The organism is Phocaeicola abscessus CCUG 55929 (genome assembly GCF_000312445.1).
GTDB lineage: Bacteria > Bacteroidota > Bacteroidia > Bacteroidales > Bacteroidaceae > Phocaeicola > Phocaeicola abscessus.
Genome location: NZ_HE997183.1, coordinates 375588 through 391610, shown reverse-complemented (window position 1 = coordinate 391610; position 16023 = coordinate 375588). Strand labels below are relative to the sequence as shown.

At 48.0% G+C, this 16023-nt stretch carries 12 protein-coding genes and 2 tRNA genes; 8 read left to right on the top strand and 6 right to left on the bottom strand.

The genetic code is table 11. The annotated features are described in order from the left end of the window. Nucleotides 1-390: 390 nt before the first annotated feature. Both BN102_RS10905 and BN102_RS05660 read left to right on the top strand, forming a co-directional pair. Nucleotides 391-534, top strand: coding sequence for a hypothetical protein (locus BN102_RS10905; RefSeq protein WP_019208136.1), 144 nt, complete (start codon nucleotides 391-393; stop codon nucleotides 532-534). A gap of 118 nt (nucleotides 535-652) precedes the next feature. Next, nucleotides 653-3226, top strand: coding sequence for a fimbrillin family protein (locus BN102_RS05660; RefSeq protein ID WP_019208135.1), 2574 nt, complete (start codon nucleotides 653-655; stop codon nucleotides 3224-3226). A gap of 136 nt (nucleotides 3227-3362) precedes the next feature. Here BN102_RS05660 and BN102_RS05655 read toward each other — a convergent pair. The 3 genes from BN102_RS05655 to BN102_RS05645 all read right to left on the bottom strand — a co-directional run bounded on the left by BN102_RS05655 (nucleotide 3363) and on the right by BN102_RS05645 (nucleotide 6092). Further along, nucleotides 3363-3434, bottom strand: a tRNA-Glu gene (locus tag BN102_RS05655). Nucleotides 3435-3578: 144 nt separating this feature from the next. Beyond that, the gene (locus tag BN102_RS05650; RefSeq protein WP_019208134.1) at nucleotides 3579-4529 is read right to left on the bottom strand and encodes an IS30 family transposase; all 951 of its coding nucleotides are present in this window, start codon (nucleotides 4527-4529) and stop codon (nucleotides 3579-3581) included. 189 nt (nucleotides 4530-4718) lie between these two features. Next, on the bottom strand, nucleotides 4719-6092 hold the full coding sequence (locus BN102_RS05645) for a TrpB-like pyridoxal phosphate-dependent enzyme (protein ID WP_019208133.1): 1374 nt from the start codon (nucleotides 6090-6092) through the stop codon (nucleotides 4719-4721). A gap of 154 nt (nucleotides 6093-6246) precedes the next feature. On the opposite strand from BN102_RS05645, the gene BN102_RS05640 reads away from it, so the two are divergent. Beyond that, on the top strand, nucleotides 6247-6831 hold the full coding sequence (locus BN102_RS05640; protein ID WP_019208132.1) for a DUF4738 domain-containing protein: 585 nt from the start codon (nucleotides 6247-6249) through the stop codon (nucleotides 6829-6831). Here the strand turns inward: BN102_RS05640 and BN102_RS05635 are convergent. After that, entirely contained in the window at nucleotides 6828-8036 is a 1209-nt protein-coding gene (locus BN102_RS05635; RefSeq protein ID WP_019208131.1) for an L-serine ammonia-lyase, read from the bottom strand. The genes BN102_RS05640 and BN102_RS05635 overlap by 4 nt on opposite strands. 232 nt (nucleotides 8037-8268) lie before the next feature. Next, on the bottom strand, nucleotides 8269-10755 hold the full coding sequence (locus BN102_RS05630) for an endonuclease MutS2 (RefSeq protein WP_019208129.1): 2487 nt from the start codon (nucleotides 10753-10755) through the stop codon (nucleotides 8269-8271). 110 nt (nucleotides 10756-10865) lie between these two features. Here BN102_RS05630 and BN102_RS10900 point away from each other — a divergent pair. From BN102_RS10900 to BN102_RS05615, 4 genes are all read left to right on the top strand, one after another. Continuing rightward, nucleotides 10866-10952, top strand: a tRNA-Ser gene (locus BN102_RS10900). A 36-nt stretch (nucleotides 10953-10988) separates the two neighbouring features. Next, nucleotides 10989-11975 carry a dihydroorotate dehydrogenase-like protein gene (locus tag BN102_RS05625; protein ID WP_019208128.1) on the top strand — a complete coding sequence of 329 codons (987 nt, stop codon included), beginning with the start codon at nucleotides 10989-10991 and terminating at the stop codon, nucleotides 11973-11975. A gap of 82 nt (nucleotides 11976-12057) precedes the next feature. Beyond that, nucleotides 12058-13158 (top strand): metallophosphoesterase, encoded by a 1101-nt coding sequence (locus BN102_RS05620; protein ID WP_019208127.1) that lies wholly within the window; start codon nucleotides 12058-12060, stop codon nucleotides 13156-13158. A gap of 112 nt (nucleotides 13159-13270) precedes the next feature. Further along, a complete protein-coding gene (locus tag BN102_RS05615) occupies nucleotides 13271-14200 on the top strand; it encodes a glycosyltransferase family 2 protein (protein ID WP_019208126.1) in 930 nt (309 codons plus the stop codon). Between the two features lie 37 nt (nucleotides 14201-14237). Here BN102_RS05615 and rfbC read toward each other — a convergent pair whose 3' ends face one another. Next, nucleotides 14238-14810: a dTDP-4-dehydrorhamnose 3,5-epimerase gene (rfbC, locus tag BN102_RS05610; protein WP_019208125.1), complete on the bottom strand. Its 573-nt coding sequence runs from the start codon at nucleotides 14808-14810 to the stop codon at nucleotides 14238-14240. 130 nt (nucleotides 14811-14940) lie between these two features. Here rfbC and BN102_RS05605 point away from each other — a divergent pair, with 130 nt between their 5' ends. Next, entirely contained in the window at nucleotides 14941-16005 is a 1065-nt protein-coding gene (locus tag BN102_RS05605; RefSeq protein ID WP_035455994.1) for a mannose-1-phosphate guanylyltransferase, read from the top strand. Nucleotides 16006-16023 lie beyond the last annotated feature (18 nt).

The following is a 16023-nucleotide window of genomic DNA, read 5'->3' as shown; positions in this document are numbered from 1 at the left end:
GTACATAGGAGGGATTGGGAAGATATTAGAGGAAGTTTTTTTAGAGGAAATATACGAAAAACATTTTGTAAAACAATATAGCCGTATTTTTATTGATATTTAATAATTTCATTTGCTTCTTGAATGTACGAATCTTTTTTTTTGAGATTTCGAATGATTTTATTCAAAAATGATTACCTTTGCAAAATTTTAATCGGAAGATCGATAGAAAATGTATAAAAAAACTGACAAAATTCCCCTGATTGTCGGTAAATCGAAAGGACTTTCTTTTCCGCTGATCGGATCGGCAGTATTTAAAATTAAAAACGGATTTTAGCTCTCGTCGAATTACTCGGTAGCGTCACGCCGCCTGGGTTCGAACTTGGTATAAATCGATTAAAACAATAGTTTATGAACAATAATGAACAGTATGAATCGTCCTTGTGCGAAGTGATTGATCTGGAATTGCAAAGCTTGATTGCAGCCAGCAGTATCGGAATGACTCCCGGCGTCAGCCCCATCGGGGACGACGGCGAAGAGGAGTTGGATTTCTAAGTATCTCGAAAGGAAATAAACTCTCCTGTAAAAAGAGACATAAAAAAGAATTAACAAACACTGTTAACAAAATCCTCGATATTCGTCCCTGTTCAAGTGGCGAGAATGAGGTATCCACATGATGAATAGAACATTTTTCCTCCATTCCGCTGCGGTGCTCGTCTTACTGAGCTCCGTGGCTTTTACTGCCTGTATGGACGAGAAGCTCGTTGACGAAGGTGGTAAGGGTACGAAAAACGTACTTGCCTTTACCGTGACCGACGTACAAGACGCTCCTGAGATCGGGACGCGCTCCTTGCCGAGCGAAGTTTACGAAATGCATCGAATCGATTTTCAACAGACGGCTGGTCTGGAGGTGTGCCTGCGAGAGACGACCGTCGATGGCGTGAATCCCATACGACACGATGCTTCTACCCGCGCCGAAATCAAGACGAACATCGACGGCGACTTCAGCATATCGGCTATTAAAAATGGCGCTACTACGCCTGACTTTCTGTATCATGCGAAAGTACATTTTTCCGGTACTCTGTATACGCCGACGGACTGGCCAACAGATGCCGCCACATTGAGCTTTTACGCTCTGTTCCCCTATGAGGACGATGCACAGTTGTCCCCTGCCACGTACAGCGGTACGCCGTATGTGGACTTCACCGTGAAGTCGTCCGTAACCGATCAGGTCGACCTGATGACCGTCGCTACCGGACCGATTTCCAAGCCCGGTGAAAATCAAACCGTTCCCCTAACATTCAAGCATGCTCTGACGGCCATCAAGTTCGCCGTAGGCAGCAACCTCTCGTGGGAGAAAACCATCGCGAAAATCGAGATTGTAGGCGTGTATGGCAAGGGACGTTGTACATTAGGCACGAACACGTGGACGAATCAGAATACTCCCTCTGTCTACACCCTGGACGGGCTTCACATTTCCACCTCGCAGGCCTTCAACAGTGAACTTACTAACGGCGACAAGCTTTTCCTGATGGTACCTCAAACTTGCCCGGCAGGTTCGAAGGTGGTCGTCACCTTCGATGACGATACGCAGATTACCGCCTCTTTAGAAAATCGTATCTGGACTCCCGGTACGACGAAAACCTATCAGATATCGAACCCCTCGACGAGTAATTGGGAATGGAAACTTACGGCCACTTCGCCTGCCGCTACTGTGGCTTTCGATCAGACACAGAGCGGTGCTTACGGTATTACTTCCTATCGTCAATCCGGTACGAAGCAAGAGGCTGTACCTTGGGAGGTCGTCGGCTACAGTATGGACGGCGGCCTGAATTTCAGCGCCGAAAAACCGGACTGGCTTACTGCATTGAGCAAGGAGAACGGCGAGGGTGGTACGGCTGCCGAAACCGGTACTGCCACGCTGACCGTGGACATTATCGATGGAGTAGAGACGCGTAACAACGCCTTGAAGAATGCGACGCCACGAGGTACATCGGGCGCTGAATGGGATTTGTCCATGCACGATATCAAGGGTGCCGTGATATTGCAGAATACGGCCAACTGCTATGTCATCTCCGCCCCCGGTCATTACAAGTTGCCTCTGATCTACGGGAATGCCATCGTCAATGGGGCGACCAACGAGAGCGCGTACAAAACTTCCAAGTCGAGTATCTACCTCTTGCAGAATTTCAAGGATCACGCCAATACGGACATCGCTTCGCCTTACATCAACGTACAACACAGCAACGATCCGGCTACTCAAGCCGCTATCGTATGGGCGGACGAGAGTGGACTCGTGACTGATCTCGATGTTACGGGTACGGGACAGGATTCCTATTTGGTCTTCGAGGTTCCGCAGAGCGCCATCAAACAGGGCAATGCGGTGGTGGCCGCAAAGAATGCGGATGGAATTATTCTGTGGAGTTGGCACCTGTGGTTCGCTCCGGACGATGTACTCGATGCGACGGAATGTATCAACTTCCAGAACGTGAAATACCAATTTAGTAAAGAAAACATAGGTTGGAAATACACCGAATACGTGAAGACCGTCTATAATACGCCTCGCAGCGTACTGGTCAAGGTGAAGCAGAAATATGGTACGGGTACTCCTGCCGTGTTCACCGTCACGCAAAATCCCGGTAACAGAAAAAAAGGTCATAACACCTTTTATCAGTTCGGGCGTAAGGATGCCTTTCCGGGTACGGAGACTGGTCTTAACGGTTCGTTTGTGCCCAATGGTGGTAATAATATGTCCATCCAAAATGGTATCCAACATCCCGGCACATTCTATAATGAGGGCAATTCTTGGTCTAATATTTACAATCGGTATAACTATTGGTCGACAGACAACAATGACACCGGTTATAACGACAATGTGGTGATCAAGACCGTCTACGATCCCAGTCCCGTCGGTTTCAGGATGCCCCCATCGAATGCTTTTTCCGGATTCACTACCAACGGTCAGAATAATGGTCCTATGAATACGAGCGGCGCTTGGAACTACGGCTGGGATTTCAATAACAAACTTTCTTCTCCTGATGCAGTCGTCCATTTCCCTGCTTCGGGGTATCGCAACCTATACACCGGGGTGTCGTCCGGAGCCGGTAACTTCGGTTATTATTGGACAGCGATTCCACACCGAACGTCGATCTACGGTTGCGACCTGTACTTCGGCTCGAGCTTTATATGCTCGTTGTACAGCAATTACCGTTCATTGGGGCTCTCCGTGCGTCCTATAGCGGAATAATACAGTTTTTATTTGTTAGCTGGCAGGCGGCTTCAAGCCGCCTGCTTTTTTGTACTCGATCATTCGCAATCCGTGCCCGTCTTTAAAAAATCCATAAAGAAATAGAAAAGCACGGGGGAAATCCCATGCTTTCAGGTAGCCTCTAGGGGAATCGAACCCCTCTTTCAAGAATGAAAATCTTGCGTCCTAACCGATAGACGAAGAGGCCGTCGGCGCTTCCGTTCGGACGGAACGATGATCAAGATCGCTACAAAGGTACGATTATTTTCTGAATCTCCAAATGTCTTGTATATAAATATGGAGATGATTGGCGATTATTTCGGTTGTAAAGAGTCAACCAGCAAGTGCAATATTACGCATAATATTTGTAAAACTCCCTCTTTGGTGTTGAGAAGTTTAATTTTTCTCTTGGTCTTCTATTGATTTTAGCCTGTATTCTCTTTATTTTCCTGTCTGTAATAGTACTTATATCCGTCCCTTTTGGTATGTACTGTCTGATGAGTTTGTTGGTGTTCTCAATGGCTTCTTTCTGCCATGAGGCGTAAGCATCGGTGCAATAGACATCCAGTCCCAGATGTCTGGCCATCCATTCATGTTCTGCAAACTCACTTCCATTATCCGTGGTAATGGTCTTGAGGTTCTCTCCCTTGTAGGGCATGAGCAGTCTCCATACCGTCCTTGCCAAAGGCTTGGCTTTCTTGTCGAACCTGAGTTTCTCCATAATCAGGAAATTGGTGCTGCGTTCAATCATTGTGAGTATAGCATGGTTGTCCTTGTCTACAATCAGATCGATTTCCCAGTCCCCGAACCTCTTTCCGTTGGCTTCCTTTGGGCGCTCGTGAATACTTACTCTGTTCTTGATACTGGGTGCCTTGGTTTCATGCCGGTGCGAGGGTCTGCGACGGTATTTCATCCTATGTCGGCAGTTTGAAGCAAGCATGCCGCTCACATCCTTGCGGATTATCTTGTAGATGGTTTCATGGGAAATGCTTGTCCCCTCCTTCGCCAGATAGCCGGATATTTGCTTAGGAGACCATTGCTCCTGAATGATAAGCTCCTTGACACACCAAATAAGCGAAGGGCTCACGGCACGGTTTCCGGGTGCACGATGCATACGGCCTACGGAAAGGGTGTCTGCCTTGTCCCAGACATACTTAGCACTCTTCGTCGCATTGCGCCTTAATTCACGGCTTACGGTTGATTCACTGACCTTAATCAGCCGAGCAATTGCCTTATTGGTCAGTTTCTTTTGTTTTCCCAGGTAGATTGCATACCTTTGCTCACGGGTTAAATGCTTGTACATAACAATACAAAAGTAATTAATCCTTGGGAGACGGTGGTCTCCCTTTTTTGTATTGCCGGTTGTTTCTATTCCTCTCCGTTGGCTACGGACAACCTTGTCGCTTCGCTCCAAGAACGTCTGCAGCCAACGGAGAGGTCAACTCTTACAAACACACGATAAGAAATTGCACTTCTATCTTGAATGTTTAGATTATTTCGGTTGGAGCGATTCGATTGTCGTCAGATTTTTAGCGATTTCATCGTCGGTCAACTCGTAGTTTTGCAAGTTTCCTTCCAAATATTGATCGTAGGCGGACATGTCGATCAGTCCATGACCGGAGAGGTTGAAAAGAATGACTTCTTCTTCGCCGGTTTCCTTGCACCTGTTTGCTTCGCGGACAGCAGCGGCGATGGCATGGCAGGATTCCGGTGCGGGGATGATGCCTTCGGTGCGGGCAAAGAGGGTACCCGCCTGGAAAGATTCGAGTTGCTTGATGTCTACGGCTTCCATCAGCTTATCCTTCATGAGTTGTGAAACGATTACGCCCGCTCCATGATAGCGGAGACCTCCGGCATGAATGTTGGAAGGTCGGAAAGAATGTCCTAAGGTATACATTGGGAGGAGAGGGGTGTATCCTGTCTCGTCGCCAAAGTCGTATTCGAATTTCCCGCGGGTCAGCTTGGGGCAGGATGCCGGTTCGGCTGCCACGTACCGTGTTTTTTTCCCCTCCATGATCGTGTGCCGCATGAAAGGGAAGGCGATGCCACCGAAATTAGAGCCGCCGCCGAAGCAGGCGATGATCACATCTGGGTATTCACCGGCCATGGCCATCTGTTTTTCCGCTTCCAGACCGATGACGGTTTGATGCAGTGCCACATGGTTTAACACGGAACCTAAGGTGTATTTGCAATGGGGGGTATGTCCGGCTAATTCGATGGCTTCGGAGATGGCCGTACCCAACGATCCCTGATGATTGGGATATTGGGTCAGGATGTCTTTACCGGCGCGGGTCGACATGGAGGGGGAGGGGGTAACGATTGCGCCGAAAGTCTGCATGATGCTTCGGCGGTAAGGTTTTTGGGTATAGCTGATTTTGACCTGGAAGACGGCAGCCTCCAAGCCGAACGCTTGTGCCGCGTAAGAGAGGGCGGCTCCCCATTGCCCCGCTCCTGTTTCCGTGGTGATGTTCGTAACGCCTTCGGCCTTGCAGTAATAGGCTTGGGCTAAGGCGGAATTCAATTTGTGAGAGCCGACAGGACTGACACTCTCGTTCTTGAAATAGATGTGAGCCGGAGTTCCCAAGGCCTTTTCCAAACTGTAAGCGCGCACCAGCGGCGTACTGCGGTAGTATTTATACATGTTGCGTACTTCGTCGGGAATCTTTATCCAGGCGTCTGTTTGGTTCAATTCCTGTTGACAAACGGCCTTTGCGAAGATCGGGTAAAGATCTTCCGCTTTCAGCGGCTCTTTGGTCTTCGGGTTCAACGGCGGCAGGGGTTTGTGCTTCATGTCGGCCTGAATGTTATACCAATATCGGGGAATTTCTTCTTCCGGTAGAAAATAACGCTTTTGCAGATGGTTCATATTGCTTGTGATTTGATAAATTCGAAGACAAAAATAGGTAAATATTTTAATTTGCAAGTAAAAGACTTTTGAATTTTACGGATAATGAAAATCTTTGCGCAATTCTTGTAAGTGTCGGGACGATTTCGTTATTTTGCCTTGTAAAATTCGACTTATGAAAAATCTTTTTTTACTGTTTTTTATCGGGATGCTTTGGATGACGAGCTGTTCGAAAACGAAAAAGGCGACAGATGCGTCTGAAGAACAACGGGTCTATCAGATAGACAGCGTAGATCGGAATACAGGCGTACAACGAATGAAAAGTTGGCAAGCGGATCTGGAGATTACGGCCGGCGGTAAACGTTATCGTTTGTTTATCCGTCGCGCCCCTGCCGATTCCCTTCCCGCGGTCGAGAGCGAGATGGGCACATTTACCGATAATCGCATTGCGGTGAGTATTACCCGTGCGGATCGTTCCCAGCTGTTCGGCAAGACCTTTACGAAAAAGGATTTCGCTGCTTTCTTGCCCGACGCTTATCTGAGTCGATCGATTTTGGAAGGGGTAGTTTTGGACAATGAAAAGACTGCGAATGGGAAGGGGGACATCGTATTAGCAGCTAGTGTGAGTTTCCCGATGACCGACTTGTATGTCCCCTTTACCATTACCATCGCTCCTTCGGGGAAAGTGGCGATCGAGAAGGAGGAGGATACCGTCGATGTTACTCTGTGGGAAGCGGTAGCCGACAGCACCGACGTTTAGTCCATCGGACGGTAATCCTTCGCCAGTCCGCCTTCGCTGGTTTCTTTGTATAAGGAAGGCAAATCGTGTCCGGTCTGCTTCATTACTTCGACTACTTTATCGAAAGAGACTCGATGGCGTCCGTCGGTAAACGAGGCGTAGATATTAGCGTCCAACGCTTGGGCGGCCGCATAAGCGTTTCGTTCGATGCAGGGGATCTGCACCAGTCCACACACCGGATCGCACGTCATCCCCAAATGGTGTTCCAACGACATCTCCGCAGCGTATTCGATTTGCGCCGGGCTGCCTCCGAACAATTGGCACGATGCGGCGGAGGCCATGGAGCAGGCGACGCCCACTTCCGCTTGACAACCGGCTTCTGCTCCCGAGATGGAAGCGTTCGTTTTTACCACGTTGCCGAACAGACCGGCGGTGGCTAAGGCGCGAAGTATACGGGTATCGCTGAACTCGTGACTCTTCTGTAAATGATAGAGCACGGCCGGCAATACACCGCACGAGCCGCAGGTAGGAGCCGTTACGATCAGTCCGCCGGAGGCATTTTCCTCACTCACGGCGAGCGCATAAGCGAAGACCAGTCCGCGCGAGCGAAGGCTGTCTTTATACCCCCTCGCCTTGATGTAATAGGTAGAGGCCTTTCGCTTTAAGTTCAGCGGGCCGGGGAGGACACCCTCGTGTTCCAACCCTCTTTCGATGGAATCTTTCATCACCTTCCATATCTCGGCTAAGTAATCCCAGATGTGGTCGTCTTCACAGTCGCTGACGTATTCCCAATAGTTGCGCCCCGTATGTTCGCACCAATACAGAATTTCTCCCAACTTGTTCTTTGTATAGATGTCGGGGGTCGATCTATCATCGAAGCCTTCTTCGGCCAGGGCTCCACCGCCCACGCTGTACACAGTCCATTCGTCGGTCACCTTTCCCTGCTCGTCTTTCGATTTGAAAGTCATTCCGTTAGGATGAAAGGGCAAAAAAACGTGTGCTTTCCAGCGGATCTCGGTGGGGGCGGCGGGTTGCAGAATATCGAGGATGGCTTTATCAGTCATGTGTCCTCTGCCGGTTGCGGCTAGGCTGCCGTAGAGCGTCACCTCGAAAGTTTTTGCTTCGGGATGCCGACAGAGGAAGGTGGTTGCTGCCCGGCGGGGAGCTATAGTATGACTGCTCGATGGGCCGTTGCCGATGCGATATAGTTCACGTAAAGACTTCATGAAGACAGGTATTTAAATTTTCCGCAAAACTAATACTTTATTTTGACATGCTATCGATTTGGTTGGGCAAATCCGTTTGACATGGAACTTTCGATCGTTGCCGAAGCGATCGAGGCTTTCTTTTCCTTCGTTTTGGCGTTTACGGGCGCTGCGAATCTCTTTTTTCGTTTTGAAGCCTTCGGAAAGTTCCGCTGCTTTCAGAAGATGAAATAATCGGTCTGTGCATACGCTTTCAAAGCAAATCGACTACGGTAATTCCCACCCCGCCGAGTTGGACATGCTCGTCGCGATAACAGGCGATGCCTGGAACTGTGGAAAGATATTTGCGAATAAGCATTCGGAGAATGCCAGAGCCCGTACCGTGCAGAATCCGTACGCGCTTGGCTCCTAAGAGCACGGCATCGTCGATGAAATAAGTGACCGCTCGAATCGCTTCGTCACCTCGCATTCCGCGAACGTCGATGTCTTGCTTGAAGTTCAGCTTTTTTTCGTAGACCTGTTCCTGTGTCTGCGTACCCACAAAAGCGCTTTTCGCTGTGGAGCGTTCGGTGGTTGGAGGGCGGTTTGCCCGTTCCAATCGGGCAATGTTCACTGTTGTTTTGACAACACCGAAAATGACGACGGCATTGTTGCCGTTTATTTCGGCTACCTGCCCCACGCTGCTTTGTCCCGTAATCCTCACGGTATCGCCTTCCCGAAGTGGGAGGTTTTCCTTTTCAGGTTCGTCGATCGATCGAGCTCCCTTTCGTGCTTTTCTTCTCGCTTGTCTTTCTTGTAATTTCCGCATTTGCTGTTCGATTTGGTCGTCTGCGGCTATTTGCTCCACGCTGTCTATCTCACTTTGCAGTTTCTCCAATTGCTGGCGAACTTGTTTAGTCTGTTCCTTTTCGGCTTGGGCTTCTTTAATCGTTCGGATCGTTTTTTCAATGCGGGCGTTCGATTCTTTCAGCAGCCATTCCGCCTCTTCTTTCGCTTTTCTGATGATTTCTTTTCGACTTTTGTCCAGTTCTCGTATTTCCGCTTCATACTTGGTGATGATCTCCTCCAGATATTTTTCCCGAAGGCGGACATGCTGCCGCTTATTTTCCCAGTATCGCTTGTCTCTGACGATATCCTGCAAGTATTTGTCAGAGTTGATGTACTCGCTCCCGACTAATGCCGAGGCATCGTCGATGACATCTTCCGGCAAGCCGATTTTCCTCGCAATCTCTACGGCGAACGAGCTTCCCGGATTACCGATCTGAAGTTGGAAGAGTGCTTGCATCAGATGTCGGTCGTACAACATGGCTCCGTTGACGATGCCTTCGTGGTCTTCCGCATAATGTTTCAGGTTCTGGTAATGGGTGGTGATGAGACCAAATATTTTTTTTTCGTTGAAACGTTTCAACAAGGCCTCCGCAATGGCGCCACCTATTTGCGGCTCAGTTCCTCCACCGAATTCGTCGATAAGAATCAGGCTGTGTTCGTTGCCGTGTTTCAGCATTGTCTTCATATTCGACAAATGTGAGGAATATGTGCTCAGATCATCCTCAATACTCTGTTCATCACCTATATCGATGAAAATATCGCGGAAGATCCCCGCTTTGCTGCTTTCGCTCAAGGGGACGGGCATGCCGCATTGGAGCATGTATTGCAACAACCCGACCGTTTTTAAGCAAACGGATTTGCCGCCGGCATTCGGTCCGGAAATGAGTAAGATTCGTTGACGGCTGTTCAATTCGATGTCTAGGGGGACGACCTCTTTGTCGTGTTTGGCTAATGACATCTGCAATAAGGGGTGGACAGCCGTCCCCCAATCGAGGATGCACGCATCTTCCACGTCTGGTTTCAGGCCGTTCGTCTGAATAGCGAATAGCGCCTTGGCGCGGATAAAGTCAATCTCTGCCAGAAACTCGTAAGATCGCAGTATTTCCGGGATTTGCGGGCGAATGTTGACGGAGAATTCCATCAGGATACGGACGATTTCCCGCTTTTCTTCGTGCTCCAATTCGCGGATGCGATTGTTGGCTTCGACCACTTCTTCGGGTTCGATGAATACGGTTTTGCCAGAGGAGGATTCGTCGTGAACAATGCCTTTGATCTTTCGCTTCAATGTGGGCGCAACAGGGATCACCAACCGTCCATCGCGCAGCGTGGGAACCGCCTCTCTATCTACATACCCGGCGGATTGCGCCTGTTTGAGAATATGATTCAAGGTGTGCGAAATACTTCCTACGATCCTTGTCAGATCGCTTCGCACGGTTTGCAAAATGTCTGACGCATCGTCTCTGATGTGCCCAAACGGGTTTACTAACCGATCTATTTCGTCAATAAGCTGCGGAAAAGCGAGTACCTCGTCTTCTATCAGTCTGTATAGGGCGGGGTAAAGAGCAGCTCCGCTGCGATTCGGTGTCAGGAATCCAATGATATTGCGGATCGTTTCCAAAGATTGGCGCAAGTCGAACAACTTCGGTTCGTCGAGATACGTTCCTTCCGCTCGGATTCGTTTCAGACAAGGGCGTACGTCGATGAAAAACTGATGGGGGAAAGGCTCTTCTTCCTGCAATATTCGCATCATCTCGACGGTTTGATCGAGCTGTTCGTTTATTTCGTCGAATTGGGAGGAAAATTTCATTTCGTCTATCCGTTGTTTGCCTAAGGAGCTCAGGCATTTCTCTTTCAGCAACAACCGGATAGTGTCGAATCCGATCTTTTGTTCGTAATTCTTCGGATATATCATACCTGTTCTAATCTGATTCGCAAAAGTACGATACAAAAATATTTATTGCAAAATTCGACTGAAGTATTTGCAGAAGTTGGGGAAAGCCTTTACATTTGTACCAACAAAAAGGAGAGATGCCGGAGTGAACGATCGGACCGCACTCGAAATGCGGCATACGGGTAACCGTATCCAGGGTTTGAATCCCTGTCTCTCCGCAACGGGTATTAAATGAATCTTAATTTTAATAAGATATGAGGGTGACCTTAGAGACTTCGTTTGCGGGGTTGAAGTTAAAGAACCCCCTTATTGTCAGCAGTTCGAGTTTGACGGATACTCCCGCTAAGAATAGGAAGTTGTATGAAGCCGGTGCAGGAGCGATCGTGCTGAAATCTCTTTTTGAGGAACAGATATTGATGGATGCCGATAATCTGCTCGACACCGGTACATGGTACGGCGAAGGCAATGATTATCTGGAAGGTTACCTGCGTCAACACAAATTGAACGAATATGTTTCACTGATCGCTGAAAGCAAGAATATTTGTGATATTCCCATCATCGCCAGCATCAATTGTTATGACGACGCCAACTGGACCGACTTTGCCCGAAACGTGGAGAAGGCCGGTGCAGACGCTTTGGAAATAAACATCTTGGCTTTGCGGACCTCCCTCGATTACGATTACGGCGAGTTCGAACAAAAGCATATCGATATTTTAAGGCGAATCAAAAAGGCAGTTCGTATTCCCATTATCATGAAATTGGGTGATAATTTCACCAATCCGGTAGCACTGATCAACCAACTTTCGGCGAACGGTGTGGCGGCGGTAGTGCTTTTCAATCGGTTTTATCCGATTGATATCAATGTAGACAGGATGCAGCAGGTGCCGGGCAAGGCGCTCAGCACGGAAATGGATTTAGGCAGAGTGCTGAGATGGATTGGAATCGCTTCCGCTGCTGTAAAAAAAACGGATTACGCTGCCTCGGGCGGCATTCATTCAGCCAAAGGGGTTATCAAAACGATATTGGCCGGAGCCACGGCGGTAGAAATATGCAGTACTATTTATAAGAATACTTCGAACGTGATCGCTGAATACCTGCAAGAGATGAAATGTTGGATGGAAAGCAAACGCATGGCGAATATCGATAGCTTCAAAGGTCTGCTGAGCATGCGCGATTTGAATGGGGTGAATACTTTCGAGCGGACGCAATTCTTGAAGTATTTCGAGAATTTTAGTCAATAAATGCTGAGAATTTACCGCTTCGATGCTCGTGAATCATCTTTCCCATGAATTTAAGAACGGTTTTCCGGAATAAGAAACGTTTATGAAAAATGTGTTTTTGTGGTTCTTGCTGATCCCGATCGTCGGTCATATCTATGTTTCCGTACGCCTATGGCAAATGTTGCCCCTGTTGACTGCGGGTAAGATTGCTGTTGTCATAGCGATGGTCGTCGCTTTCGCCCTATTGTTTATCGGTGTGTCCGGGGTACTCGATAAGATGCCGATGCCCCTTGCCGTTGTTTTCTATGAGGTCGGCACCTCGTGGATCTTTATTCTTCTGTATCTGTGCATGCTATTTCTATTGCTCGATTTCGGCCATCTCGTCCGGTTGGTTCCGTCTTCCTTTCTGCACCAGAGTGTTTCGGGAAGTCTTTCCGTTTTCTTCTTGATGCTTGGCATCTTTGTTTACGGCTATATACATTATAACGAGAAGGTAAGAGTGCCGATAGAACTGAAGACCGACAAACGTATGGATAAACCGATAAAAATGGTGATGATCAGCGATTTACATCTGGGTTATCATAATCGGAAAGCTACCTTGCACCGATGGATTGATAAGATCAATGCGGAAAGTCCTGACCTCATTCTCATCGCTGGCGATTTGCTTGACGGGAGTATTCGTTCTGTCGACGAAAAACGCCTGTATGAAGAGTTTCACAGGCTGAAAGCGCCGGTTTATGCTTGTATGGGGAACCATGACTTCTATACCGGCGTGCAGAACGATTTGAGATTCTGTCGACAAGCGGGCATCACTATGCTCCGAGATACAGCCGTGGTGTTTCGGGATATGGTCATCGTGGGAAGAGACGACCGAACGAATGCGGGAAGGAAAGAACTCGCTTCTATTATGGAAGGGATAGACAGAAGTAAATATATCATCGAACTCGACCACCAGCCTTACCGTTTGGAGGAGGCGCAAGCGTGTGGAGTAGACTTTGAATTCTGCGGTCACACACATTACGGACAGGTTTGGCCCATCTCATGGATAACCGACCTGATATACGAAGTTGCTTTCGGACCTTATCAAAAAGGGAATACCCGTTATTATGTCAGTTCGGGGTTAGGTATTTGGGGCGGGAAGTTCCGTATAGGCACGCAGTCGGAATACCTTGTGGCTACGTTGGGTAACGATGGCTACCGCTGAGAGCGATTGTAATCGGGACGAACCGATTTCTGAAGGAATTCAAATTAATTTCTATTTTTCCGATCCGTTTTCGTTCCTTTTTTCCTACCTTTGAAACGTTTAATGAACGGCTATGATCGAACGTCCCAAAGTATCGGTAGTTATTACCATCTATAACGGAGCTTCTTATTTGGAAGCTTCCGTGCGTTCCGTGCTTTCGCAAACGTTGAAGGAAATAGAGATTATTCTTGTGGACGACGGATCATCGGACGATAGCGTTTCGAAACTGAAGAAGCTGGCCGAAGAAGACGAGCGTATCCTGCTTTACGAACAGGGACATAAGGGACGCCCGTCGGCTCGTAATGCTGGATTGGATCACGCCAGCGGCGAGTTCGTTTACTTTATGAATTGTTCGGACGAACTGGATGGCGATGCCTTGGAGTATGCTTACAAGTTTACCAAGAAGAGGCAATTGGACTTTGTTTTCTTCGACGGCGACGTGGTGGGCGGCGAAGAGGCCAATGGAATTCAAATAAACAAATATCACCGTTCGGCTCCTTATAACGAGATTATCGTTTATAAGGGTTTGATCTTGTTCGACGATATGCTCGATAATGGCACTTATCGACCGGTGCCGTGGTTACTGTTTATCAGGCGGGTTATTCTGCAGGAAGCAGGGATTCGCTTTTATCCGGGAATCGTTCACGATGACGAACTCTTTACTGCCTTATTGTTCATTCAGTCGGATCGAGTGGGGTGTATCCGTCGGAGCCTTGTCAGGCATCGCATTGTAAAGGAATTCCTAGTACCTTCCTCCCAGATGTTGTACCATATCCGCTGCTATCTTACGGTTTTGGATGAGCTGTTTGCTTATGCAGGGCGTTTCCCTTATCTCTATCCGCATATCAGGAAGTATGCTTCCATCACGTTGAATCGGGTTTTCAAATCAATTCACCAGATTTCGTTTTCAAAAAAGATTCGTGCCACAAGGCTTTGCCTGAAAGCGGGTTATTTGCGCTATATCGAAGGCAGTACGCTGATCGGTTTCTGGTTCAGGAAATAAAAGTACGTTTGTTACGAAGTTTGTTGTGTGTCTGCGGTTATTCGTAAAGATCCTGTGCATAGGCGAAGAATGTTTCGCTTTCTTCGAGCGTAGGCCGGTGTTTGTCTTTTTCCGAGAGAATGATTTTTTCGTCAGGTAGGCGCCAATCGATACGAAGTTCCGGATCGTTCCACGCGATACCTCTTTCGAAATCTGGCGCATAAAAGTTATCGCATTTATACTGAAACAGCGCTTCTTCGCTCAGTACAGCGAATCCGTGAGCGAACCCTCTGGGGACGAAGAACTGATATTTGTTCTCTTCGCTCAGTACGGAGGCGACGTATTGTCCGTAGGTGGGCGAGCCTTTCCGAATATCGACGGCAATATCTAAAACCGTTCCCTTGATTACCCTGACTAACTTCGCTTGAGTGAAAGGGGGCTTTTGAAAATGCAGACCGCGGATCACTCCGTAGGTGGAATAGCTTTCGTTGTCCTGCACGAAAGTCGTATGCAACACCTCGCGGGAAAAATCCCGAAGGTTGTAACTTTCGAAGAAGTATCCTCGCGTATCGTGGAAGACTTTCGGTTCTATGACATAAACTCCGTTGATAGCAGTTTCGATGACATTCATTTTACGTTGTTTTTTTCTTCGACCTTATTGATAAGAGTTTTCAAAGATAGCAAAACGGAATGGATTTTTTAGGTGGTAAATAGTAAAAGATTAGCTATCTTTGCAATAAATGACGAATAAAAGAAAAAATATGAGTTCGACAAGCAATCATTTGGTAATTATGGCGGGGGGTGTCGGTAGCCGTTTCTGGCCGATGAGTACACCGGAAAGCCCCAAACAATTCCTTGATATATTAGGTTGTGGAAAAACCTTGATCCAGTTGACGGCGGAGCGCTTTGAGCCTATTTGTCCTCATGAAAACATCTGGGTCGTTACTTCTGCAAAGTACAAAGAGACGGTGCAGGAACAATTGCCCTGGATCGGGGAAGATCGTATCCTTTGCGAGCCTTGTCGCAGGAACACGGCCCCGTGTGTCGCGTACGCCAGCTGGAAAATTAAACAAATAGCCCCTGAAGCGAATATGGTCGTTACTCCGAGTGATCATCTTATCGTGGATGTACGTGAATTCGAACGGGTTATTCGATCGGCATTGAAATTCACCAGCGGTTCAGATGCGATCTTAACGCTGGGGATGAAACCTAACCGGCCCGAAACGGGGTATGGGTATATCGAAGCGGATTTGAGTTGTGCTTCCCTGACGAACAAGGAAGTATATCGGGTGGATTCCTTTAAGGAGAAACCGGATGCGGCAACAGCCCAGCGTTATATATCCAAGCAGAATTATTATTGGAATTCGGGCATCTTCGTTTGGAATGTCCACACGGTGGTGAATGCAATCCGCGTTTATCAACCCGCCATGGCTAAAATTTTCGAACGCTTGACACCGTATTACTTTACTGAGAAAGAGCAGGAAATGGTGAACGAGGTTTTCCCCTCGTGTGAAAATATATCGGTGGATTACGCTATTATGGAGAAAACGGATGAGATTTTCGTCTTCCCTGCCGACTTCGGCTGGAACGATTTGGGAACGTGGGGATCCTTGCACGAGAATACCCGGCGGGATGCCCATAACAATACGTCGATCGGGACAAATATTCGATTGTACGAAACCCGAAATTGCATTATTCATACCACGGACGAGAAGAAAGTTGTGGTGCAGGGATTGGATGGGTATATCATCGCCGAGAAAGAGGACCAACTCCTGATTTGTCGCTTGAGCGAAGAGCAGCGGATCAAAGATTTTTCCGCAGATTGATGCATCCGAACGAATGTG

Excerpts from the sequence above, each read along its gene's own strand:
- BN102_RS05615 (WP_019208126.1), top strand. The coding sequence starts at position 13,271 with ATGATCGAACGTCCCAAAGTATCGGTAGTTATTACCATCTATAACGGA.
- BN102_RS05630 (WP_019208129.1), bottom strand. The coding sequence starts at position 10,755 with ATGATATATCCGAAGAATTACGAACAAAAGATCGGATTCGACACTATC.
- BN102_RS05635 (WP_019208131.1), bottom strand. The coding sequence starts at position 8,036 with ATGAAGTCTTTACGTGAACTATATCGCATCGGCAACGGCCCATCGAGC.
- BN102_RS10905 (WP_019208136.1), top strand. The coding sequence starts at position 391 with ATGAACAATAATGAACAGTATGAATCGTCCTTGTGCGAAGTGATTGAT.
- BN102_RS05605 (WP_035455994.1), top strand. The coding sequence starts at position 14,941 with ATGAGTTCGACAAGCAATCATTTGGTAATTATGGCGGGGGGTGTCGGT.
- rfbC (WP_019208125.1), bottom strand. The coding sequence starts at position 14,810 with ATGAATGTCATCGAAACTGCTATCAACGGAGTTTATGTCATAGAACCG.
- BN102_RS05660 (WP_019208135.1), top strand. The coding sequence starts at position 653 with ATGATGAATAGAACATTTTTCCTCCATTCCGCTGCGGTGCTCGTCTTA.
- BN102_RS05620 (WP_019208127.1), top strand. The coding sequence starts at position 12,058 with ATGAAAAATGTGTTTTTGTGGTTCTTGCTGATCCCGATCGTCGGTCAT.
- BN102_RS05640 (WP_019208132.1), top strand. The coding sequence starts at position 6,247 with ATGAAAAATCTTTTTTTACTGTTTTTTATCGGGATGCTTTGGATGACG.
- BN102_RS05645 (WP_019208133.1), bottom strand. The coding sequence starts at position 6,092 with ATGAACCATCTGCAAAAGCGTTATTTTCTACCGGAAGAAGAAATTCCC.
- BN102_RS05625 (WP_019208128.1), top strand. The coding sequence starts at position 10,989 with ATGAGGGTGACCTTAGAGACTTCGTTTGCGGGGTTGAAGTTAAAGAAC.
- BN102_RS05650 (WP_019208134.1), bottom strand. The coding sequence starts at position 4,529 with ATGTACAAGCATTTAACCCGTGAGCAAAGGTATGCAATCTACCTGGGA.